This window comes from Anabaenopsis elenkinii CCIBt3563 (assembly GCF_015245355.1).
GTDB lineage: Bacteria > Cyanobacteriota > Cyanobacteriia > Cyanobacteriales > Nostocaceae > Anabaenopsis > Anabaenopsis elenkinii.
Map to the genome: position 1 here is coordinate 3,737,999 of NZ_CP063311.1, position 24,863 is coordinate 3,762,861.

General features: G+C 41.4%; 17 protein-coding genes. 9 read left to right on the forward strand and 8 right to left on the reverse strand.

The genetic code is table 11. The annotated features are described in order from the left end of the window. The first annotated feature begins 297 nt into the window (after positions 1-297). The 6 genes from nuoH to IM676_RS16365 all read left to right on the forward strand — a co-directional run bounded on the left by nuoH (position 298) and on the right by IM676_RS16365 (position 5,929). The gene (nuoH, locus tag IM676_RS16340; protein ID WP_200987862.1) at positions 298-1,416 is read left to right on the forward strand and encodes an NADH-quinone oxidoreductase subunit NuoH; all 1,119 of its coding nucleotides are present in this window, start codon (positions 298-300) and stop codon (positions 1,414-1,416) included. Positions 1,417-1,497: 81 nt separating this feature from the next. Then, positions 1,498-2,091 (forward strand): NAD(P)H-quinone oxidoreductase subunit I, encoded by a 594-nt coding sequence (gene ndhI, locus IM676_RS16345; RefSeq protein ID WP_200987863.1) that lies wholly within the window; start codon positions 1,498-1,500, stop codon positions 2,089-2,091. Positions 2,092-2,244: 153 nt separating this feature from the next. After that, on the forward strand, positions 2,245-2,859 hold the full coding sequence (locus IM676_RS16350; RefSeq protein WP_200987864.1) for an NADH-quinone oxidoreductase subunit J: 615 nt from the start codon (positions 2,245-2,247) through the stop codon (positions 2,857-2,859). A gap of 81 nt (positions 2,860-2,940) precedes the next feature. Continuing rightward, positions 2,941-3,246: an NADH-quinone oxidoreductase subunit NuoK gene (gene nuoK / locus IM676_RS16355; protein ID WP_096645689.1), complete on the forward strand. Its 306-nt coding sequence runs from the start codon at positions 2,941-2,943 to the stop codon at positions 3,244-3,246. Between the two features lie 6 nt (positions 3,247-3,252). Then, complete coding sequence (locus IM676_RS16360; RefSeq protein ID WP_200987865.1) at positions 3,253-4,173, forward strand: NAD(+) kinase; 921 nt, start codon at positions 3,253-3,255, stop codon at positions 4,171-4,173. A gap of 139 nt (positions 4,174-4,312) precedes the next feature. Further along, the gene (locus tag IM676_RS16365) at positions 4,313-5,929 is read left to right on the forward strand and encodes a glycosyltransferase family 39 protein (RefSeq protein WP_200987866.1); all 1,617 of its coding nucleotides are present in this window, start codon (positions 4,313-4,315) and stop codon (positions 5,927-5,929) included. Between the two features lie 22 nt (positions 5,930-5,951). Here the strand turns inward: IM676_RS16365 and IM676_RS16370 are convergent, their stop codons facing one another. Continuing rightward, entirely contained in the window at positions 5,952-9,119 is a 3,168-nt protein-coding gene (locus tag IM676_RS16370) for an Hsp70 family protein (RefSeq protein ID WP_200987867.1), read from the reverse strand. A 30-nt stretch (positions 9,120-9,149) separates the two neighbouring features. Further along, positions 9,150-10,367, reverse strand: a complete 1,218-nt coding sequence (gene grpE / locus IM676_RS16375) for a nucleotide exchange factor GrpE (protein ID WP_200987868.1) — start codon at positions 10,365-10,367, stop codon at positions 9,150-9,152. An 827-nt stretch (positions 10,368-11,194) separates the two neighbouring features. Here grpE and treS point away from each other — a divergent pair. Further along, positions 11,195-14,596 (forward strand): maltose alpha-D-glucosyltransferase, encoded by a 3,402-nt coding sequence (treS, locus tag IM676_RS16380; RefSeq protein ID WP_404799802.1) that lies wholly within the window; start codon positions 11,195-11,197, stop codon positions 14,594-14,596. Positions 14,597-14,609: 13 nt separating this feature from the next. On the opposite strand, the gene IM676_RS16385 is transcribed toward treS, so the two are convergent. Further along, a complete protein-coding gene (locus IM676_RS16385) occupies positions 14,610-15,458 on the reverse strand; it encodes an alpha/beta fold hydrolase (protein ID WP_200987869.1) in 849 nt (282 codons plus the stop codon). 436 nt (positions 15,459-15,894) lie between these two features. On the opposite strand from IM676_RS16385, the gene IM676_RS16390 reads away from it, so the two are divergent. Together IM676_RS16390 and IM676_RS16395 are read left to right on the forward strand one after the other, a co-directional pair. Next, entirely contained in the window at positions 15,895-16,419 is a 525-nt protein-coding gene (locus IM676_RS16390) for a DUF192 domain-containing protein (RefSeq protein WP_200987870.1), read from the forward strand. A 465-nt stretch (positions 16,420-16,884) separates the two neighbouring features. Further along, on the forward strand, positions 16,885-17,112 hold the full coding sequence (locus IM676_RS16395; protein ID WP_200987871.1) for a DUF2949 domain-containing protein: 228 nt from the start codon (positions 16,885-16,887) through the stop codon (positions 17,110-17,112). A gap of 500 nt (positions 17,113-17,612) precedes the next feature. Here IM676_RS16395 and IM676_RS16400 read toward each other — a convergent pair whose 3' ends face one another. From IM676_RS16400 to IM676_RS16420, 5 genes are all read right to left on the reverse strand, one after another. Then, entirely contained in the window at positions 17,613-18,758 is a 1,146-nt protein-coding gene (locus tag IM676_RS16400) for a pyridoxal-phosphate-dependent aminotransferase family protein (protein WP_200987872.1), read from the reverse strand. 292 nt (positions 18,759-19,050) lie between these two features. After that, on the reverse strand, positions 19,051-19,980 hold the full coding sequence (trpC, locus tag IM676_RS16405; RefSeq protein ID WP_200987873.1) for an indole-3-glycerol phosphate synthase TrpC: 930 nt from the start codon (positions 19,978-19,980) through the stop codon (positions 19,051-19,053). Positions 19,981-20,039: 59 nt separating this feature from the next. After that, entirely contained in the window at positions 20,040-21,467 is a 1,428-nt protein-coding gene (gene lpdA / locus IM676_RS16410) for a dihydrolipoyl dehydrogenase (protein ID WP_200987874.1), read from the reverse strand. Positions 21,468-21,649: 182 nt separating this feature from the next. Next, positions 21,650-21,787, reverse strand: a complete 138-nt coding sequence (locus IM676_RS20240; protein ID WP_200987875.1) for a ribbon-helix-helix protein, CopG family — start codon at positions 21,785-21,787, stop codon at positions 21,650-21,652. Positions 21,788-21,857: 70 nt separating this feature from the next. After that, a complete protein-coding gene (locus IM676_RS16420) occupies positions 21,858-24,815 on the reverse strand; it encodes a UPF0182 family protein (protein ID WP_200987876.1) in 2,958 nt (985 codons plus the stop codon). Between the last annotated feature and the right edge of the window lie 48 nt (positions 24,816-24,863).

The window sequence follows — 24,863 nt, forward strand, 5'->3', positions numbered from 1 at the left end:
TCTCGGTCGGCCTTTTGTAGTGCGGGCATCTTGCCCGCTACGGAGGTTGGCAAAGCCCATTTATGTTGAATCAAATGGGTTAAAGAGAGTTCAAACAGGTTACCGGACCTGGCCATAACTGGCGTGGCGTAGCCATCAGCACTGAAAACCGGCTTTTAATTTCCCCATAAACGGGGAAGTATCAACCCAGAAGGTGTGTAATCAAGGATGACGGCTGGCGTGGCGTAGCCATAGTCCGAAATTGATACTTCATAACTTCACACTTCATACTGTAGTTGACTTAAAAGAGCACCAAACATGAATTCAGGAATTGACCTCCAAGGAACGTTTATTAAATCCTTGATGGATTTAGGGATACCAGCGGGGACAGCCAAAGCCATTTGGATGCCCCTACCGATGATACTGATGCTCATTGGTGCAACAGTGGGTGTACTAGTCTGTGTTTGGCTAGAACGGAAAATTTCGGCATCCGTACAGCAACGCATTGGTCCAGAATTTATTGGCCCTTTTGGCTTACTAGCTCCAGTAGCCGATGGTGTCAAGCTGGTATTTAAAGAAGATGTTGTCCCAGCCAAAGCCGACCCGTGGCTATTTACCATCGGACCGATCTTAGTTGTCCTACCAGTATTTCTGTCCTACTTAATTGTCCCTTTCGGACAGAATATTGTCATTACCAATGTCGGCATGGGAATCTTCTTGTGGATTGCCTTTTCTAGTATTGCCCCCATTGGGTTATTAATGGCTGGTTACGCATCCAACAATAAGTATTCCCTACTTGGTGGTTTGCGCGCAGCTGCCCAATCTATTAGCTACGAAATTCCGCTATCCTTGAGCGTGCTAGCCGTAGTCATGATGTCTAACAGTCTGAGCACCATTGATATTGTTAATCAGCAATCTGGCTATGGTATTCTCGGCTGGAATCTTTGGCGCCAACCCATTGGGTTACTAATTTTTTGGATAGCAGCCCTGGCTGAATGTGAACGCTTACCCTTTGACCTACCAGAAGCAGAAGAAGAAATCGTAGCTGGTTATCAGACCGAATACTCTGGTATGAAATTCGCTCTGTTTTACCTGAGCTCCTATGTCAACCTAGTGCTTTCTGCTCTACTAGTAGCAGTTTTATACTTAGGTGGTTGGGACTTTCCGATTCCCGTGAGTGTCATAGCCAATTGGCTGGGAGTGAGTGAACTCAATCCAGTCTTGCAGGTGGTCACTGCTTCCGTGGGTATCATCATGACCCTAATCAAAGCCTATCTGTTAGTCTTTCTCGCCATCTTATTGCGTTGGACAGTACCCCGGGTGCGGATTGACCAGTTGCTAGATTTAGGATGGAAGTTTTTGTTACCACTGGCTTTAGTTAATCTTTTAGTCACTGCAGCACTAAAACTTGCCTTTCCCTTCGCATTTGGGGGATAAACTAAGGCTAAGAGATTTTACTTAAAAATAAAATCTCAAGCCTGAATCGGTGAATTGAGTCATAGGGAGAAAAAACTAAACATGCTAAAGTTCCTCAAACAAGTTGGTGATTACGCCAAAGAAGCAGTACAAGCTGGACGTTACATTGGTCAAGGTTTAGCTGTAACTTTCGACCATATGCAACGGCGACCAGTTACAGTACAGTACCCGTACGAGAAACTAATTCCTGGCGAAAGATTTCGCGGGCGGATTCACTTTGAGTTTGATAAATGTATCGCCTGTGAAGTCTGTGTTAGGGTTTGTCCTATCAACCTACCTGTAGTAGATTGGGAATTTGAGAAAGCCAACAAAAAGAAAAAGCTCAAACACTACAGCATTGACTTTGGAGTTTGTATCTTCTGTGGTAACTGTGTGGAATATTGCCCGACTAACTGTCTATCGATGACAGAAGAGTATGAGCTATCCACTTATGATCGCCATGAATTAAACTATGACAACGTAGCCTTAGGTCGTCTGCCATATAAAGTCACAAATGACCCAATGGTGACGCCACTGCGCGAACTGGCTTATTTACCCAAAGGTGTCATGGAACCTCACGACCTCCCTGCTGATGCTCCTCGTGCTGGTTCTCGTCCACAAGACCTGGTAGAGCAGACAGAAAAGACAAGTGGCTAGGGCTGCTGGACGCAAGTCAAAAGTCAAATTCTAGTCTTTTGAACTGTGTGGAAAAATGTTTCTGTTTTTGCTGTACCGCACTAGTGGGTAATCAGTATTACCGATGACCACTTACAGTTACCATTTATTGGAAATCAAAAAGGACTGGAAAAAGTGAATTTAGCTGAAGGAGTACAGTTTGTTGCGTTAGGCATACTGGGTGTAATGATGATTGGAGCAGCCTTAGCTGTAGTGCTGTTCTCTAACGTTGTTTATTCTGCCTTTATGCTGGGGGGAGTGTTTATCAGCATGGCGGGGATGTACCTCTTGCTCAATGCTGACTTTGTAGCAGCAGCACAGGTATTGGTTTATGTTGGGGCGGTCAACGTGCTAATTTTGTTTGCTATTATGTTGGTGAACAAGCGCCAGGATTTTGCACCATTTCCCACTGCTGGGCTGCGCAAAGTAGTAACAGCCATAGTGAGTTTAGGATTATTTGGTCTGTTGAGTGCAATGGTACTGGGGACTGACTGGGCATACTCAACACCAGCGCCTGTGGCTACCGAGAGTTCTATAGTTTTGATTGGTGAGCATTTCTTTACTGACTTTTTATTACCTTTTGAACTAGCTTCCGTATTGTTGCTGATAGCTATGTTGGGAGCTATTATTTTGGCACGTCGCGAGTATTTGCCTGAAAAAACCACAGCTTCAGAGTTGCCACAAACACTTTTGACTTTGCCAGAGCGCCCTAGAGACCTGGTATCAGCAGGTAGTGAAATAAAAGAGTAAAATCGGCGATATGATTGGCCGCTAAAAGCCATATTGTTTATGGCTATGCCACGCCAGCTATGAGAAGGGACACTAAAATCCATGGAACTGCAATACTTTTTATTACTAGCAGCAGCTTTGTTCTGTATCGGAATTTACGGCTTAATTACCAGTCGTAATGCGGTACGGGTGTTAATGTCAATTGAGTTACTGCTAAATGCTGTTAATCTGAATTTAATGGCATTTTCTAACTTTCTGGATTCAACTTTAATTAAGGGTCAGGTATTCACTGTATTTGTGATTACTGTGGCAGCTGCTGAAGCAGCGGTGGGTTTAGCCATTGTGCTGGCCATTTATCGCAATCGTGATACCGTTGATATGGAGCAGTTTAATCTCCTCAAGTGGTAATTTTGTGTGCAAATCAAGCAGGTAATCATTGCTTATAAAGCCCGAGATTCTCAGAGTCAACGCTGGGCAGAACTGTGTGCTCAACAACTGGAAAATCGCCATTGTCACGTGTTGATGGGGCCTAGTGGGCCGAAAGATAACCCTTACCCGGTATTTTTGGCCTCTGCAACTCAACCAATTGATTTAGCTTTAGTACTGGGCGGTGATGGTACTGTTTTAACTGGTGCTAGACATTTAGCACCAGCCGGTATACCGATTTTGGGCGTTAATGTTGGGGGTCATCTGGGCTTCTTAACTGAGTCGGTAGATGAGTTTGAAGATACAGAGAAACTTTGGGACCGACTGTTTGAGGATCGCTATGCTATCCAACGGCGGATGATGTTACAAGCAGCAGTGTATGAGGGTCATCGCACGAATTTGGAACCTGTGACTGAACACTACTTCGCTTTAAACGAATTTTGTGTGAAACCTGCTTCCGCTGACCGCATGATTACCTCAATTCTGGAAATGGAAATTGATAGCGAGGTGGTCGATCAATATGTGGGAGATGGTTTGATTGTTTCCACTCCCACAGGTTCTACCGGCTATACTGTTTCTGCCAATGGCCCAATTATTCACGATGGTATGGAGGCTCTCACAATAACTCCCATCTGTCCTATGAGTCTTTCTAGCCGCCCCCTAGTTTTACCCCCTGGTTCTGTGGTCAGCATCTGGCCTTTGGGAGACTATGAGCTGAGTACAAAACTGTGGATGGATGGGGTGTTATCTACCTCTATTTGGCCAGGACATCGGGTTGATGTGCGGATGGCAGATTGTCGGGCAAAGTTCATTATTTTGCGAGAAAACAATTCATACTATCAGACACTGCGAGAGAAGCTCCTTTGGGCGGGTACAAGGGTTCGCTATAGTAATAATCACCGTAATTAATTATTCAGGTGTCTGCTGAGTGTTGTTGTTTCCCATTATCTGTAAACACAAAAACATGACAGCCCCCGGGTATCTTCGGGGGTTTTTCAGTAGTTGTGGGTGTGGGAAGATTTTAAACGTCTTTATCGGAAACCTGCTTATGGTGAACCTGACTCTTGTTGCGAGTTGGTTGCGGTTTTTAATTGTTTTTTTGTTGGCGATGGGTATATTATTCCGCTTTGTTCATCTCGAAGGCAAGGTTTACTCCCATGATGAAATTTATACATCTTTGCGCATTTCTGGCTATACCGTAGCTGAAGTTAAGCAGCAATTATTTAACGGTGGTGTAATTAGTCAGGGAAGTTTTGCTAGGTTCCAATTCCCTAATCTAGAAAGGGGCTTTAGTGACACAATTATGTCTTTGGTAACAGAAGACCCACAACATCCGCCACTGTATTATTTAATTGCGAGATTATGGGTACAAACCTTTGGTAATTCCGTAACAGTAATTAGAAGTTTATCTGCTTTGATCAGCTTGTTAGTCTTTCCTTCTATTTACTGGCTTTGCCGTGAATTATTTAATGTGCAATTTTTAGTACCAGGTTTAGCGATCGCTTTGATGGCAATTTCCCCTATTCATGTGCTTTATGCTCAAGAAGCACAATCATATATTTTATGGTTAGTCACCATACTACTATGTAGTGCCTCACTATTGCGAGCAATGCGCCTGGAATCACAATCTCATGATGAATCAGTCAAATTCCAGGAAATGCCAGACCCTTTTGCTACCTGGGGGATTTATGTATTGAGCTTGGTAGTTAGTCTTTATACAAGTTTATGGAGTGTTTTTTTAGCGCTTACCCAGGGGATTTATGTAATTACAATTAATAGATTTCAACTAACTGAAACAGTTAGGGCTTATTTACTAGCTTCATCTCTAGGTTTTTTAGCTTTTATGCCTTGGATGACGATTGTGGTAGCTAATTTGTTGGAATTTATTATATCAGCGGATGTCACAGAAAATGATAGATATATGCTTGATTGGCAGCCAATTTTATTTATACAGATAAGTCGAGTATTTTTCGATTTGAACATCGCATTAGAAAACCCTATACAATATTTAATCTCTCTAATTTTTATGTTTCTAGCAGCATATACACTTTATTTTATATGTCGCACAACTAATTATAAGACTTGGTTGTTTATGGTGACATTAATTATAGTTCCATTCATACCACTAATGCTGCCGAATTTATTTCCTCGATCCCTATTTTATAATTCCATAATATATTTAGTACCTGTATATTTATCTATTCAAGTTTCTGTAGCCTATACTTTAGCTACGCAAATATATAGCGGAATTTCATCACGCAGGAGAATTTGGCAAGTAATTTTAGGCTTAATAATTGTGTTGGGGATGGTTTCTTGTAGAGTTCGCTATGAAGGAGAAACTTGGTGGAATAAGGGAATTAGTTATGGTAATCCAGAGGTTGCTGAGATTCTCAATGAGGCGCAAAAGCCACTTTTAATTAGTAATTCTCAGGGAATTAATTATGTTACCGTATTTTCCTTGAGCTATCTTGTGACGCCCAAAGTGAGATTCCAATTAGTAAGGGGTGAGGATATTCCTAATATTCCTGATGGGTTTAAGGATATTTTCTTACTCAATCCCTCAGATACCTGGCGCAGAAAAATAGAAACCAGATATAAATCTACAGCTAATGTGGTTTATCGCAATAATTATCACTTGCTGTGGAAGTTAACTCATCTGCGGTAACTATCTCAATTGAATTTAGACTTTAACCATTGACAGTTTCTAAAAGCCATTCTTTTAGTTTTTTAATATCATCAGGAGGCGCAGTATCAAGATTGAAAGCTGCTTCTATTAGCTCTAACTTGCGGTCAAACTGGTGGGAGATACCTGGGAAATTAACCATTCTACCTTGACAAGGCAGATAAATCTTTGCTAGGGATAAAATGTCATTGACAATTCGTTCATGAAGTAGATATCCTGTAATATGCCAACCAATACATTGACCCAGACAACCTAAAGCATCTAAAGCAATTTGAGGTTCACTAATTTGATGTTTCAGTTGCTCTAAAACAAATAATGCTACTTTTTCCACATCATTGAGATTGGCTCGCCATTCCTGGGGTTGACCAGGGCTAATGATTCTGGCTAAAGCCCAGAAGGCTTTTTGGCGCACAGCTAAATGTTGATTGCCTTGGATAATTGAGCGTAGCCGCGTAATATTACGTACAGAAGGTTCAGCACAAAAACCAAATGAGTTAAGTAAATTAACGGAACGTGCTAGGTGTGAGATGACTGTAAACTCTTGGTAAATTAACTCGCTAAAATCTGACCATAGCATTTTACCCGGAACCAGGGAAATGGCCGTGTGTAATTCATGTATGTGGTTATATCTGGATAAACCAGCTTGAAACTGGCGTAAAATCCAGTTGTGATACCTCTGTTCTAGTTCTCTGACTTGGAAGTCAGAACTATCAGCAGGCAAACTTTGCATAATATTAGATAAAGCCATCACGGCTACAATTTTTCTGGTTTGTTGTAAATCAGGTTTAACATTACTCTGTGTTTCCAACCACTGCAATAAACTGCGAATAATAGATAAACGATTTCTAGCCTGACAAGTCTGATTTTCTAAATTTTTCCTTTGGGCTTGAACACTAGCATTTGGCCAATTTTGAGCCAGGCTCAATGTCACCCTCCCCCAAGCTGAAAATTCTACCTCAATATCGGGATTAATTTCTTTACCTGGACGGGAACGATTAATTTTAGGAATTAAATCTGTGGCTGTGTTATTAACTGTTTTTTGATTAACTGTTTTTTCAACATTGCTAATTGTCGGTATTATTCTTTGGGGGGAAACTTCTAAGCGGAAACGAGTATCTGGGCGATCGCGATGTACGAGTGTCAGTAATAATCGCTCATCAAAGGTATATTCTACTTCCAGATTTAAATAATCTCCTGGTTGAATATCAGCAGCACGAATTTCATCGGTATTAACGTAGCGAGTCCGTTGTAAAGTAGTATTTTGATTAATTTGGGAACCCATACCCACCCAAGCTTTAAAACCAATCAAACCGTCGTCTTCAAATGCTGGTAAACGAAATCCCGCCAAGGTAGTGCGATAAGGATACTTTTGACCGTGAGCAACTAACAACTCTAATTTTGATTCTTGAGTATTACAATCTGTAACTTCTAGCCAAATATTTGTGGGGTTAATTCCTTCTGATTTACCCACAGTACCTGCTGCATAAAGTGCAGCACCACGAGCCACTGCCAAGTCTGGATCTCCCTCTGATAAAATGAGGATTCCAGGTAAAAGCTGTTCTAAGCGTTCCCGAATTAAAGGGAAATATGTCATCCCCCCATTAAGCAAAATGCCATTAATTTTAGGTAATTCCCCCAACTTCTCTTTAGCCTTGAGGAGGACATCAAGGACAGGTACGATAAAAGTGTCACGACGATCTACAAAGGGAGATTCATTAAAAGCGGTTTTCGGATCTAACTTGTCTATTAATTCCGGTTTAATATCTGGACACAGTAACTCTTTTAAAGCTTCCTGCATTTGCCGATATCCCAAACTGTAGAAAATCGCAAAACTAGAGCTAGAACTTACGTATTCAAACGGCATTCTAAACTCTTCCTTATCCAGGCTATCGGAATATCTACTACCCCAAACTTGCTTAAATTGTTCAGCATAAATCCTGAGTTCATACCACAATTTTTTCTGCTCAGGTGCTGATAACTTGCCTATTTTACTATAGTTAGTAAACAAATAATCAACTATTTTTTCATCAACTTGATCGCCTCCCACTCTGGTACGGGAACCAATAGAAATATCCTCAATAAAAAACTGGGCTATATCGCTATTCCAGTATACTTTGTGCAATGAAGTATCTAAAGTTCCCCCTCCTAAATCATAGACAAGAATATTTAAAGGACGACTGGTATCTAAATCAGCGCAAATCTCTCCATTTCGGAGTCTATATAAGAAATCATATAAAGCAGCTTTTGGTTCTGGTAACAAAACAATGTTATTTTCTTCCCAACCTGCTAACTTAGCGGCTTTCCGGGTCGATTCAATAGCATCAGGTTCATAGGAAGCTGGGTGAGTGATGACTGCACCTGTCACATCTATATGTCTTTTGATTAATTCATGACGACAAAACTTTAAAACTTCTGCAGCGCCTTGTTCTGGTGTAATTTTACCAATACTAAGTTGATATTCAAAAGCTACACCATCTTGAAGAGTACCAATATCATGTTTCCAAGCCAGAATAGTTTGATCTCTAAAAGCATAATATTGACTGCGAACATGGTCACCTATTTCCCCAGTATCTAATTGAGAATACCTGACAGCAGAAGGAATTAATTCTGTATGGCGTACAGCTTCATGTTCATTTTTAACCGGAATAGTAATGGCGTTAGCTTTCCATTCCTGCTTTAGTGTTTGACTAGCTCTTGCTATGACTGTGTTAGTAGTGCCTAAATCTACACCTAAATATGTGGGGCGTAAAATTTTTTGGAGTAATTCAATATATGTGGCTGTTTCTCTGAGTTTATTTCCCAGTTGATTATTACCAATAGCTACTGTTCTAACTTGTTTACTGGTTAAATCAGAAAATAATTTGGCATAATCATTATCATTGCTGACAACAGCAATGATATTAATTTGCTCCTGGGAATTGTTAATCAACTCCTCGGATGTGCGGAAAATTAAATTATCAACTTCTTGGGGAACAGATGTCAATCCGGGTGTTAATTCAAAGCGATATCCTAAATTACGTAGCTGACTACCATAAGCAGAGAGGACTGCTGGAGTGTTGGAAAATGCACGACGTACTTTTATAGAACCATACTTGGTACAAATAGATTCAATTTCCCCAAGTTCAGGTTTAATGTTGTCTAAGTCTAATAAGATTGCAATATTTTCTGCCATGGTTTTTTATCCTGTTTTTATAAAAATCTTTTAATTATTGGTGGAATTATCAGTTAATTCTTGTACTTTTGCCGGTGTAATTATGTTGTCGTTAACCTTCCATCCTTTCTGAATACACTGTACTCGTTTAATTTCTGTGTAATTTGTAAAAGGCGTTCCCCCTACATAAGCATATTTTGCTAAGTCAACTTGAGATATGGTGAAACTATCTTTGAGGGACTTGGGGTAAGTTTCTATTCCTAGTTTTTGGAATATTGTCATTAAATTACGCAAGACAATAAATATGGCCAGAGCATCATCAGAGGAAATTTGAGCTTCTCCACTTGCTTCAATTTGAGGTTGTATTAAACTGATAATTTTCTGTATTTGATCTAAAGCCGGTTGGGAACCATTTTGTAGTTCTTGAGCAATTTGGGTCACAATTTCTTGATGTCCTTGCTCACGCAGTTGCTCCAACTCTCCAGTCAGTTCTAACTTTTCAGCTTCTAAAATACTGATTTGAGTTTTTAATTGTCTTTCAATCTCTCCGAGACCTGAAACAAGATTTTTAGCTGTTTCGTCTTTAATTGCAGTGCGCGTAACTTTAAAATGTTTCATCAAGGCCATGCCAAAATCCGTGAGGATTTCATGAGAACCAGATGCAATTATGCCTTGAAAGACCTGAGAAGCTGCAAAGAATTTTTTAGCATCTTCTGGAACATATGCTTCTAGTTGAGACAGAACTAAATAGGTTTTAGAACGGTGTTTCTGAAAGTAATTTATGGCATCACATAGCTGGGTAATTCTGATAATATCTCTATTGTCGGTGTCTATAAATCCATATTCTGCGTTATTAATCAAACCCTGGATAGCTGCTTGAGATTCTTGATAAACTTCCCGTGGTGTCAGTTTTTCCCGGTTAGATAGATGATAGTAAAAGTCGTCAATCAGCTTGTTGGAAGATGGAGGAATTCTATTGAGGATGTGTCTCCAAGATTCTCGATGATATTCATTGAAGGTTTCAACAGCGGTTTGCAATATATTTCCACGTTTTTTCTCCTCCTCTGTACTGGGTGGAATGTATTGACTGTAGCAATTTTCCACAAATAATAAAAATTGTCCCCAAGGATTTTTTTGGATAATTTCTAGATCAAATTTATCTTTTAAGGATGATTTAGTGTTTTGAGACTTTTTGGGTTGTTCAGGTGATGGGCGAATAACAGCATAATTTTTCTTTTTGGGTTTTGGTGTGTGAGTTTTGTGATCCATATGTTCGACTAATTATGTAGTAGGCAGTAATGTTGCATCAGAATGTAGAAGCATACACTTAACAATAAAAAAATATGCACTGTCATCTATCTCAAGATAGATATTCAAAGACTCGTGATTAACAACTCAGTGATTATATCACCCCATTGGAATAGTCCTATTCCAACTAGTAGCTTGTTAACGCTACTGTGACTTACAGTAGATTGCAAGTTTATGAATTACATATACTGAACACTACGACTGTTTGACTGCTTCAGCAAGTTGAGTGTTACCCTTTAAAAGGTGTCTATTAATACTGAAACCTGATTTTCATACCTGAACCTGACCTTTCATTTTCTGCGGTGTCAGGAGTCAAAGAACATATGAATGTTCAATACTGGATAATGATTTTTTGATAGTCTTTTCAGGATATCTTTGACAATTTGGGGAAATAAATTTATAATTATTGTGAAACTAAAATATTTTAATCCTTCGCCCAAAATCTAACATATTTTGGGCTATTTTTATGGGCTTTTTGTTAACGTTCAACACTTGTGGATTCACTGTCATCTATCTGAAGATAGATATTGAGAGACTCTTTGATTAACAAGTCAGTGATTATCGGCAATGCAGGAAATATATCTCTTCCATGCAATAGGTTGTAAAATTTATTGTCACTTATATTACTAAGTGCTGATGATGGCTATTTTAATGCTCTTACCTATGTGAGATGGATAAACTTATGATTTTAGGTATTTTGTGATAGGAGGGAAGAGGAAAAAGTGAGTTAAGAATTTTTTTATAAAAAAAATAAATAAGAATTTTATCACTAAAAGTTGATAGATTAAATGAGAATATCAGACTTGCTCATCAAAGATGACCCCTTATGGTTTAAGAAAGCGATTATTTACGAAGTACCTATTCGTGCATTTGCTGATAGTAATGGTGATGGTATTGGCGACCTACAGGGACTAATAGAAAAACTAGATTACTTGCAAGATTTAGGGATTACGGCTATTTGGTTACTACCTTTTTTCCCCTCACCACTGAAAGATGATGGTTATGATATTGCTGAGTATACCAGTATTAACCCCATCTATGGGACATTAGAAGACTTTAAAAACTTATTGAATGCTGCCCATCAGCGTGGTATCCGGGTGATTATTGAGTTAATTATTAACCATACATCGGATCAACATCCTTGGTTCCAGCGCGCACGCCGCGCCCCAAAAGGTAGTGAAGAGCGAGATTTTTATGTGTGGAGTGATACACCGGAAAAATACCAAGAGGCGCGAATTATTTTCCAGGATTTTGAAACCTCCAATTGGTCTTGGGATACCGTGGCTAAGGCTTATTATTGGCATCGTTTCTACTCCCATCAGCCAGATTTAAATTATGATCATCCCTTGGTGAGAGAGGCGGTATTTGATATTTTGGATTTTTGGCTAGAAATCGGTGTAGATGGATTACGTATGGATGCAGTTCCTTATTTGTATGAAAGGCAAGGGACGAACTGTGAAAATCTCCCAGAAACTCATGCTTTCCTGAAAAAATTGCGATCGCACATTGACGCTAAATATGCTGACAAGATGCTACTAGCTGAGGCTAATCAATGGCCAGAGGATGCAGCTAAATATTATGGAGAGGGGGATGAATGTCATATGAACTTTCATTTTCCTCTCATGCCGCGCTTGTTCATCGCCCTACAAATGGAAGACAATTTCCCGATTGTAGATATTTTACAACAAACTCCACATATTCCTGATAATTGTCAGTGGGCGTTATTTTTGCGTAACCATGACGAATTGACCTTAGAAATGGTCACAGATGAAGACCGAGATTTTATGTATCGGGTGTATGCTCAAGACCCGGTAATGAGATTAAATTTAGGTATCCGCCGCCGACTAGCACCTCTGTTAGGTAATGACCGCCGCCAAATTGAGTTACTCAATAGTTTGTTGTTATCTTTACCGGGAACACCAGTAATTTATTATGGTGATGAAATTGGCATGGGTGATAATGTTTACTTAGGCGATCGCAATGGTGTACGCACTCCTATGCAGTGGAGTTCTGACCGTAACGCCGGTTTTAGTCGTAGTAATCCCCAGAGGTTGTACTTGCCGGTGATTATTGACTCAGAATACCACTATGAAGCGGTTAACGTCGAGGCACAGAGGGCTAACTTCAATTCTCTGTGGTATTGGATGAAACGGTTGATTGCGACTCGGAAGCGTTTTCAGGCTTTAGGTAAAGGTGACTTTGAATTATTACACCCTAATAACCGCAAAGTTTTTGCTTTTAGCCGCACCTACGAAGAAGAACATATCGTCATAGTCGCAAATTTATCTCATTATGTACAAACTACGGAATTAGATTTATCAGATTTCCAGGGACTAGTACCGGTGGAAGTTTTTGGTTACACTGAGTTTCCAGCCATTGGAGAATCGCCTTATTTTCTCAGTCTCAGTCCCCATGGATTTTACTGGTTTATTCTCAAACGTCAACCCAGTTTGATTCAACCCCCCAAACCCCAAGGCGAGTTACCTACCCTAGTTGTAAATCAAAGGTGGGAAAATGTGATTTCACAACGGGAGTTAAAAGGCGTTTTAGAATCAACACTGCGGGATTACCTATATACCTGTAAATGGTTTGGCGGTAAAACCAGAACTGTGCAATCAGTACAAATTGTAGAAAACATTACCATACCATACAATCAGCAGTTGGCGGAGATGGTTTGGTTGCAGGTAGATTACATTGATAGACACCGGGAAACTTATCTATTGTTTTTGGCTTATGCAGAAGGTGAGGAAGCAATGGAGGTGTTGAGAGAAATCCCCCAGGCTGTAATTTCACGTCTACAAGTGCAAAGGGAGAATCCCCCGGTTAATACTCCAGAAGTAGGAATTTTATTTGATGCGTTAGTAGATCAGAAATTTTTGAGTTCATTATTAGATGATATTAGGGAGCATCGTTTATATAGAGGGACAAAAGCAGAATTATTTGCCACGACCACTGATTTATTTTGTCTTTTATACTCAGAAGACGGCGACCATGAACCAAATGTTGTCAAGCAAGAACAACAAACCAATACTTATATAGTTTATGGCTCGCGCCTCTGTTTGAAACTCTTCCGGAAATTTGAGGAAGGTATGCACCCGGATTTAGAAATCCGGCGGTTTCTGGGGGAGAAAAAACGCTTACAACATTTTTTACCTGTGGCGGGAGCTTTAGAGTATGGTCGCCAATGGCTACGCCAGGGAAGCTATCAGAGATTTGCGGATAGTTCCAACCTACCAATGACTATAGGTATATTACAAGAGTTAATTCAAGATACTCGCAGCGGCTGGGATTATACCGTAGATAGCCTACGTCATTATTTTGATGTGGTGACTACAGAACAGGCGGGGATTACAGAAGTTCCCGTACCATCAGGTTCTCTCTTAGATTTACACAGAAGGGAGATTCCCGACTTGGCGACGCAAACCATTAATTCTTACCTTCCCAATATAGAAATATTAGGTAAATCCACAGCTGAACTGCATATTGCCTTAGCTAGAGATACAGATAATCCCGACTTTGTCCCGGAACCCTTTTCATCATTTTACCAACGTTCCATATACCAAGATGCACGTAACCTCACAGGGCGAGTTTTGCGATTACTCAGAGAACGGGTTGAGGATTTACCATCTCATACCCAGGAGTTAGCTACAGATGTACTCAATCAGCAACTGGAAATTTTGGCACGTTTCCACTTAGTTGTGGATCAAAAAATTGTCGCCTTGCGGACTCGTTATCATGGGGACTATCATCTGGGGCAATTGCTGTACACTGGTAAGGACTTTATTATCACTCATTTTGAAGGTAAGGCAGCCCGCAGTTGGAATGAACGCCGCCGCAAGCGATCGCCATTAAGAGATGTAGCCCGGATGCTGGTATCCTTCCATTATGCTGTGACTGAAGTTTTGCGTCGTGAAATAGAAACTGGTATGGTGCGTGCTGGAAATTTGCCAATTATGGAAAAATGGGCAAAATTTTGGTATATCTGGGTGAGTACTGCCTTCTGCAATTCTTATTTAGCAACTGCTGGGGAACACAACTTTTTACCAAAGACCCCAGCCGAACTACAAGTACTGTTATTTGCCTATCTGTTAGAAAAAGCCATAGAGGAACTTCACCATGAACTCAACCATCGTCAAGATTACGTAGAAATTCCTTTGCAAATGATTTTGCAATTACTATCATCATCTTAGTACTGTGGTGAATTCATATATCCATTGTCACTACCTGGGGATGTGCTGCTAACCAAAGATCAATGTCACTTAATACCTGTTGGGGAACTTCCCAAGGAAATAAATGTGCCGTATTGGGATAACAACGCCACTGGCTATTTTTCAGATGTTGGGCCGTTTCCCAACTAGACTGTACGGTGATGTGACGGTCATACTCCCCAGCTAGTACTAAACTAGGGCAGTGAATTTGGTGTAAATCAGTGAGTCGATTGTAACCAGATTTCAGGGCGGTGTGGAGGGCGCGAGTGGCGGATGGGGAGGTTTGTAAATAGGCTGGTAGTGCTTCGGCCGCAATATAATTGTAAGCTGTGGGGGTATGTTGTTGAATCAAATAGCGAAAGAGCGATCGCTTGGCAAAGGTATCTATATTCCACTGCCAACTGGGTTGAATATAGTTGAAAATCCCGGCAATACCAGTATATAGATTATCCTGCCAGGTAATCGGGGGATGATTGCCACGGGGGTAGGCGGCAGTGGCCACGAGAATCAAACCAGTCAAGCGTTGTGGTAGTCGTAATGCCATTTCCATGGCCAAAATCCCACCCAGAGACCATCCCAATATTAAACATTTTTCAATTTTAAACCGGTCTAGGAGCGCCTCTAAGTCTGTCAAATGGTCTAACATCTCAAAATTGCCATTAGCAGGACTTTTGCCGTAGCCACGTAAGTCAGGGGCGAAAGTTTGATACCGTTTTGATAAGTGATTGGTAAAAACCGAGAGGTTACGACCATATCCAGGGTGACCGTGTAAACATAGAATGGGGAAACCTCCACCTTGGATGTGGACTTTGAGGTTTACTGGTGTGCTGGAAATATAGGACATAATTTGATCTTTGACCTCAATACATAAAATTCCATTGATGCCATTGTCTGCTTTGCAGTTGCCTATGGCTAGGCCGTTTGTGGCTATTAGCCTCCCGATATATATTTGATAGCGATAGCGTGGCGTTAGCCCATAGATTGATTTGTAGTTTGTTGATTTCTGCTACAAGTTTTTTTCATCTGGGAGAAAATATTATTATGTGCTATATTTTCTATACCTTTTTGAAAAACTTCCGGCTCAACTGAGAAATTGGCAGCTAAAATTTACATATTTGGCTACAGTTTCCCTAGGAATCACAATGATCATCATTTGATTTTCTTCAAAGTAAAAGTATTAATTTTATCTATGTATGGTTTATTCTACTGAGGCTATCACACATTAGTTTTTAGCGGAAGTTCCGTTCAATTGTAATTTAAATTACCACATCCAGAAATATATGATGCGTTGGCTAAATGTAGTCCCGATGCTCCTGAGTATTTTACTAATAGGCTGTTCTGTGGGAAACACAGCAAAATCTACCACATCCATCTCCAGCAGCCAAACAACAGCTCCCACCGGTCAAATACTACCAATTTCAGCCCAAGCAGTTCTGTCTAATGGTACTATAATCCAATTGGAAGTGGCGCGGACACCGGAACAGCAGGCTAAGGGGTTGATGTATCGTCCGCCTTTACCAGATAATCAGGGGATGTTATTTCAGTTCTCCTCACCACAACCTGTGAGATTTTGGATGAAAAATGTCCCAGTTCCTCTGGATATGGTATTTTTACAAAATGGGGTGGTGCAATATATTGAGGCTTCTGCGCCTCCGTGTCCCAGGGAACCTTGCCCTACTTACGGGCCTAATGTGCCCATTGATATGGTAATTGAATTAAGATCTGGACGAGCCGCAGAATTAAATTTGCGGGATGGTGATGTGATCAAGATTGAGTCCTTGGATCAGGTAAATCAGGAGGGATAAATTTCCCCCATTTACCTGGAGGGAATCCTGACTGAATATCTTGGTGTGCCAAAGGTTATTTAAGTACAAATAAGTAACTTGAGGAGGTAGGATTTACCTGGTTTACATCATAGTAAAATTTGCATTTTCAAGCTATAATCACATTTCTCTAATGTGGATGCCAAAAATATTCCTTTTGGCGTAAGTGTAAACGGACTCTGATAAGAGAGTATTAGCTATGAAATATTTGTGACTAAATGTGTGATGAAATTAAACATGATGCTCAATAATATCAGTGGTGCTTTGAATTAGCAATCTTGGAGTTTAAGCGGTGAAATCTGGTATTTTGAAGAGTTTTAGCCAATTATTATGTTGGAATTTCTGATCGAGTGGGGTGGCGTTAGCCATTCTAGCTATCAGTAGTTAAAAATCAAATATTAGCTCCTGGTTACTGAGAAACGCTCAATGTTTATATGACAATTTTATATGACGATAAATTCAACTAAAGGGGGTGAGTTACAAATGTCACCATCAACATACTCACGACTGATTCATTTTTTAGAGGAAGATTTGTCAATTTCCTCGGCTTCTCTTGCTGTGGCTCTGCGACATCGGGAGCAGGATCCTGGTCCTTTACCAATGATTCTTTGGCAATATGGATTAATTACTTTGGAACAGTTAGAACAAATTTATGATTGGCTGGAGACAGCATAAGAGCAGGAATTTAAGTTTTGCATTGTCCTAACCGGTCTTAATAAGTGGGATGGGCACAGTTTTTGACCGAAATCATGGTTCTAGTGTGTATAAGTATGGCTTTCATACCGGAGAATTGAGGATGTCACGTCGGTTGTGTCTTGTACCGAGGCTGATAGATGGAAGAATTGACTCTTACCACTTTGACTTATTGACAATGGCTACGCCACGCAAGCTATCAGATAGAGCGAGTTTAACAGTAAACTCGCTCTTGATCATTTCAATGGAAATTGATGACCCTTCACCTACCTGCTTTAGGTGGATATACTGGGGACGGAGAGTTACATACTGTGATGCGGGATGTTGAGACTCCGACGATTACAAGCACTTGGGATACTTCCTTGATCCAGCCAACTCACTTAGAGGAGTTTCCTCACCTGAGCGGAGGTTGTTCTGTCCACAAGCTTGAGATTTCCTATGAACACAGTTGAACAATAAAAAAAGCTAACTAAATGTCTAGCTTACACATAACCAGCTGCAGCGGCTACACCAGCACCGGGCGTAAAGTTTTCGTAGCCGAGTTCAGTCAGGGTCACTTCCAGAGCAGCTATACAACTGAGAATATCGCGATCGCTGACAAAACCCAAGTGACCAATGCGGAAAATTTTATTTTTCAGATGGTCTTGTCCACCAGCTAAAGCAATATCAAAACGCTTCTTCATCAATGAGCGAATTTTCTCAGCTTCAATACCCAGGGGAGCTACAGCGGTAATTGCTGGACTAGCGCAATCATCGGCACTAAATAAAGGTAAATTCAAGCCCCGCATAGCTGCACGGGTGGCATTTTTGAGTCTTTGGTGACGACCAAATATTGATTCTAAGCCCTCATCCTTCATCATTTGCAATGCAGTGTGTAAAGCCACTATTAAGTTGACAGGCGGGGTGAAGGGAGTAGTGTTTTTAGCGGCGGATTTGCGATACTTACCTAAATCAAGATAATATTTCGGTAATGTGGCAGTTTTGTAAGCTTCCCAAGCTTTGGGGCTAACAGCAACAAATCCCAAGCCGGGGGGAATCATGTAACCCTTCTGGGAGCCGGAAGCTACCACATCTAACCCCCAGCTATCTATAGGCAAATTGAATGCGCCTAAACTAGTAACTGCATCAACCATAATTAGGGCCTGGCCATGTTCTTTCACTAGGCCGTTGATGGTTTCTAGGTCATTCAACACACCGGTTGAGGTTTCGCTGTGGGTGATAATCACAGCTTTAATTTCCTTGTGGGTGTCCCCTTGCAGTTTTTCTGCAAATACTGCTGTATCTAAAGGTTGTCCCCATTCGGCGGTCACAGCTTCTACATTCAACCCGTATGCTGTAGCGATTTCTACCCAGCGCTCTCCAAATTTACCATTGGAGCCGACTAAAACCCGATCGCCTGGAGACAGAAAATTAATAATTCCCGCTTCCACTGCACCGGTACCGCTCACATTGAGCATGAGGACATCGTTTTGAGTTTGATGTAACCATTTGAGGTTTTCCAGTACCTCCGCCATAATGTTACTAAACTCACTAGTGCGGTGTCCAATTGGGTGCTTGGCTAACGCCAACAAAGCAGCCTCTGGTACTGGTGTGGGACCAGGAATCATGAGCATCAGCTTATTGTCCATGTGTTCGTCCTAAACAAGAATAAAATTTAAAAGCTGGAGGTGGATACTTAATTTTTGGGAGCGAATTTTAGGTTTTATCTGCATATACATACAAAATACTTTGCTATAGTCTTTAAACCGATAGATTTTATGATCAGAGATAAAAATTATGGTTTACTTGACTTTTGCAGCAACCTATGCATAGTTGAAATTATCTAAAATTCTGCTTTCAAGTTATAGCATGTTCTCATCTGTTAAACTACGGACTTATCTGTGTACCTTAAGATTAATATCTCAATCTCAGCCCTCTTGTCTATAAAGATGCTTCTGGGGAGTTACCAAACAGTTTGGCGATCGCTAAACCCGGGTCTGGTTGTTTAACTAAAGATTCTCCAATTAATACCGCAGCTGCTCCAGCTTGGTGTACTATATGCAGGTCTTCGGGAGTATGTAGCCCTGACTCACTCACCACTAAAAGATTATGCGCTTGTAATTGACTCCGCCGTGCAGACAATAATTGACAGGTAGTTTCAATATCAACGGAAAAATCTTCTAAGTTACGGTTATTGATACCCACCAAAAACCCACAGGTTCTGCCGCAGTCTGACCAATTTTTAGCTAAAGCTAATACCCGGTCAAGTTCTGCCAAACTATGAACCTCAATTACAGCGGTCATTTTCAAAGCGTGAGAAATTTTCAGGAAGTACTCTAAATCTTGGTCACTCAGAACAGCCGCAATTAACAAAATGCCATCTGCGCCCTGAATACGAGCCAAGTACATTTGGTAAGGATAGATAATAAAATCCTTACACAACAGTGGTAAATCCACCGTAGCACGCACTCGGGCTAAATTTTCAAAACTGCCTTGGAAAAACTTCTTATCAGTCAACACAGACAAACAACTAGCCCCGGCTTTTTCATAGGACCGAGCAATGGCTACGGGGTCAAAGTCTGCTCGTAAAACACCTTTACTAGGAGAAGCCTTTTTGACTTCAGCAATTAAAGCTGGCTTGGTGTTTCCTTGTCTTAAAGCGGCGATAAAATCACGGGTGGGGGGTGCGGAGAGTGCCTGTTTTTGCAATTGTACCAGGGGTCGCCTTTCCCGCATCTGGTCAACTTCGATTTCTTTATGCCAGATAATTTCTTCCAAAATGTTATTTGGTTGTATATCTGGCAAGGTAGACTGATACCGTAAAAATGAGACATTAATGGCAGTGTTGGTAGAACGGCGACGAATTTCCATGATTTAAGGTTCTGAGTTACTCCTGGCTCAAGGTAAGAGATAGATCCCTGGTCTAGTGTTTAAACTACGGCGCGTTTATAAGCTTCGTCTAGGACTTCGGAAAGGGTGGGATGGGCGTGTACTAAATGAGCTAGGTCTTGGACGGCTTGACGGTTGGCGATCGCAGCTGCTGCTTCATGAATTAAATCCGAGGCGTGCATCCCAAAAATATGAACACCCAAAACCTCCCCAGTGTCTTGGCGATACACTACTTTAGCCATACCATCGCTTTCTTTTTCTGCTAAAGCTTTAGAGTTCCCCTTAAAGTAACTCTTAGTAGTTGCAATCTCAAAGCCGACCCCTTGTCCCAACTCCCGAGCTGCTACTTCTGTTAAACCCACATAACTAACTTCTGGGTGAGTAAATGCAGCTGCTGGGATGCTGCGATAGTCCACAGAGCGGGGGTGACCAATGATATTTTCTACAGCCACAATTCCTTGGGCCGAGGCAGCGTGTGCTAACATCATCTTGCCAGTGGCGTCACCAATTGCCCAGACATGGGGGACTACCTCCCCACCTGACAGTACAGCCATATGGTCATCTACGGGGATATAATTGCGCCGGTCTAGTTCTATTCCCAAGGTTTCCAACCCTAGGTTATTAGTGGCGGGGATGCGTCCTGTAGCTACTAAACAAGCGTCTACTTCCAAAACATCAATATCTTCCTTGGTTTTGAAGTCTGCTAACTCTATGACTACCGGAGTACCGGGGATCACTCTTTTGGCGTATATTCCCACCTTAGTTTCAATGTCCCGGGGATTAATTAAGACTCGTTGGGCGAGTTTAGCTATATCCCGGTCAAATCCTGGCATTAGTTGGTCTAGTGCTTCAATCATCGTGATTTCACAGCCCAGAGCCGAGTAAACATCAGAAAATTCTAAGCCAATGTAACCACTACCAATAATTGCTATCCATGGGGGTAGAGTTTCTAGTTTTACTCCTTGGTCGCTGGTAAAAACGGTTTTGCCGTCTACTTGAATACCGGGGGGTACAAAGGGTACAGAACCGGGGGAAAGTATTATATCTTTAGCTGTAATATGTTTTTCTCCACTGTCTGTGGTAATACTTACCTTTTGACTCCCGGCAATTTTCCCCCAACCCCTGATAATATCTACACCTAGACGTTTAAGGCTGTTGGTGAGATCGCCTTGAATTTTTGATACTAAGTTATTGGCATGATTGGCGATCGCCCCACGGTCAAAAGTAACCTGCTCTACTTGAATCCCAAGGGATTTAAGGTGATGGGAGTTACGTAACTCTCGCACCCGTCCCGAAGCAGCTAACAAGGCTTTAGAAGGGATACAACCACGGTTTACACAGGTTCCACCCATATCCCCAGCTTCAACAATCGCAGTCTTTAAACCACAGCTAACGGCGTGTAGAGCAGCGCCATGACCACCCACACCCGCACCGATAATCACTAAGTCGTAATCAAAATTTTCACTCACCTGGTGTTTTTCCTTTCTAACTGATATTGGCTAGCCCCTAGGAGCTAGACGGTTCTATATTATTCCTAAATATGGGTGATGCTACACTACCCTATCACTAGCAACTTATCAAAACTTCATAGCAGGGTGAGCAATCCTACCGAACCGTTGGGAGATGAAACCAGACCCCATTGAGAGCTTTATTAGCTCTTGGTTTCTCTTTCGATGTACTGTCTCACAGCTTCTCTAACTAAATCATTCAAAGAACGCTCTTTACTTTGCGCCAGTTGCCTCAATCCTTCATACTCTCCATCTGCAAAACGGACAGTTAACTTTTTCATGCCCTAAGCTTGATGTTATAATCAGGTCATGATAACACACCGATGAAAAACCAGAAAATAAGGATTGTTTTTAATTCACCACAGGGGTATCTAAATCCTCCAATGGTCGGATAATGGCGGGGGTGGGAGTCACCTCTGGCTGAAAAATTCCCTGTAAAGCTTGTTCGAGTGTAGGAGCCATGACTATACGGTTCTCAAAAGCCACAATTACCCTTACTAGGGTGGGGAGCCTGTTTTGAGTAGCTTCTAAATAAATTGGCTCAACATACAACAAAGATTGCTCAATGGGGATAATTAACAGATTACCCTGAATTGCCCTTGACCCTTGACGATTCCAGAGAGAAATTTGTTGAGAGATAATCGGGTCTTGGTTAATTCTGGCTTCTATTTGCTCAGGACCAAAAACCAGACGCTCTTTAGGGAAGACATACAGTAACAACTTACCATAGTTTTCACCGTCTGACCGGGCGGCTAACCAAGCAATTAAATTAGAGCGTTGTTTAGGGGTGTAAGGTAAGAGTAAAATAAATTCCTCAAACTTAACTGTAGGCAGACTGGTAATTAAGTAATAAGGTTTAACCGGTTGGTTCTTTTCTCCGTATATTTCTGTAGGTATTTGCCATTGGTCTTCTCGGTTATAAAATACTTGGGGGTCGGTCATGTGGTAAGTCATCAAGCGCTCCGATTGAACCTTAAAGAAGTCCACGGGGTAACGGATATGCTCCCGGAGGTTTACAGGTAAGTCCGTGAGGGGTCGGAAGGTATGGGGAAATATCTTACTCCAGGTGGCAATAATGGGGTCAGTGCTGTCAGCAATGTAAAAGTTAACCGTACCGTGGTAAGCGTCAATGATGACCTTAACTGAGTTGCGAATGTAGTTGATTTGTTGTTTCTGGTCAGCTATCCCTAGATTAGTTGTGTCAGAGTAGGGATAGCGATCGCTGGTGGTGTAAGCATCAACCACCCAGAAGAGATAATTATTGTTACTCTCAAAATCTGTGTCCCCTGCGTCACCAGCTACTAAATAAGGGTCGCTGTCAAATTGGAGGAAAGGGGCGATCGCTTGAATGCGTTCTTTAATATTCCGCCGGAATAATACCTTAGTTTCAGGTAGAAAGTCTTCAGTAAATAGCATTTGCCAATCTTTTAAATACATAGCAAACAGCCATCTTCTCCACCCCGTACCCACACGAATCCCCCCCACACCATCATAGATGTTGTACACATTATCGCTACCACTGGGGAAATCTAACTCTCTAACTCTGGTTCCCGTCATCACATACGTATCAGTTATTTCACCGAAGTAAATTCGGGGTTGTCCAATAGGTACACTGTCCCGAATAGCTTCACTAGAGGTGGTGAGGGCGGAATCATTGTTACCGGCGATATCTTTAACAAAATATTCTGGGAGACCACCAGCACCGACAGTATTTACAGGACTCATTGTAAACCCGTAGCCATGGGTATAAATCAAATGGCGGTTTACCCAAGTTTGGGCTTGTTGGGGAACAGCGGAATAGTCTAACTCCCTGGCTGCAATTAATACTTGTCTGCGTTCCGTGGGTCTATTGTCTACTAAGGGAGAACCCGCTGGGAGTTCTTTAAAAAGTGTGTAGCGGTCAATGTCTGCATCTGGAAACCGGTAGTAAAGGCGAATTTGTTGTAATTGACGGTTAGTTTCTAACAGTGGTTGCTGGTCCCACAGGCGAATATTGCGAATTGTTAAATCATTTTTTTCTAGGTCTGCTTCTGTTAAATCTCCTGTAGGGCTGAAAGTTTGAGCGTCAATGTCTTCCAGAGCGAAAGCTTGACGAGTTAAAGCAATGGTACGCTGGATATAGGGTTGTTCCCGTTGTAATTCATTAGGCTGTACAATCAGGTATTGGACTACAGTCGGGAGAAAAATATCAGCAGCGACTACTACGACTAAATACAATCCTAGGCTGTAAAATATAAACCGCCGGTAGCGAGACTGGGGTTTCCAAGCTAGTGTTCGCCATAGCAAGTAAAAAGCTAGGGATAGAGCAAAGATGGTGCAGAAAGTATAAGCTGGTAATACAGCCGTCACATCGGTATAACTAGCACCGTAGGTTACACCCCGTTGGGAGTAAACTAGCTCGTAACGACTTAAACCATAACTCAGGGCGACTAAGAGCATAAATAAACCGCTCAACCCGTACAGGTGTCGCTGTTGTGGGGAAGAAAAACCGGGGAATATCCCTGAACCTAAACTTTGGCCACTGAGTAGGTAAGTTAAAGCCACAGCAATCAGGGTATATAAAAATAATCCCAAGAGCCATAGTTCTAACAGTTCCCAGAAGGGGAGGGAAAATATATAGAAACTAATATCTTGATTAAATAGTGGTTCCGTGGCGTTGAAAGATGTAGGGGCAAAGTATTGTAATATTTGTCCCCAGTTGTGGGAGATGATGTGAGCAAATAAAAGGCTGAAAACTACAGCGATCGCCCGTAAGAGAAAATGAGGATATACAAGGATGGGGATGATGATTCCCCCAATTACAGCCAGATACCAAGGAGTGGAAATCAGGTTACTGATTAACTCCCAAATTCGTCCCGGTCGAAATAAGGGGGGATTAACGGGAATATCGCGGATATTCATACCCAAACCTCGGGCTGGATGCCAATAGGTAGCTGCTATTTGGCTATAATGAATTAAAATTAAAGCCAGCAGGAAAGTTAATACTATTGCTATAGGTAGCACCCAGACCAGTTTTAGTTCTTTACTTTTGGGAACCCGTTCCACTGACCTAGCAACCACAAGGGAAGGATAGTTTGGCGGGTACTGGTGGCGGTAAGCTAAGTAAAGATTACCCAAACAAAAGGCGGCGCTGATACCTGCTACAAATATCCACAGTCCCCCCATAGTGACCATCCGCAGCAGGAACATTTGTAAATAACCAATATTCTCAAACCAGAGTATTTCTGCTCCTACGTGCGCAAGCAAATCCAGCAATAACCAGACTCCTAGGGATATTGTTAGTAATCTAAACCACCAGTTCCGTAACATAAATCAACCCAGAGATTCTTTGATAAATTTTGATCCGTAATTTTTATC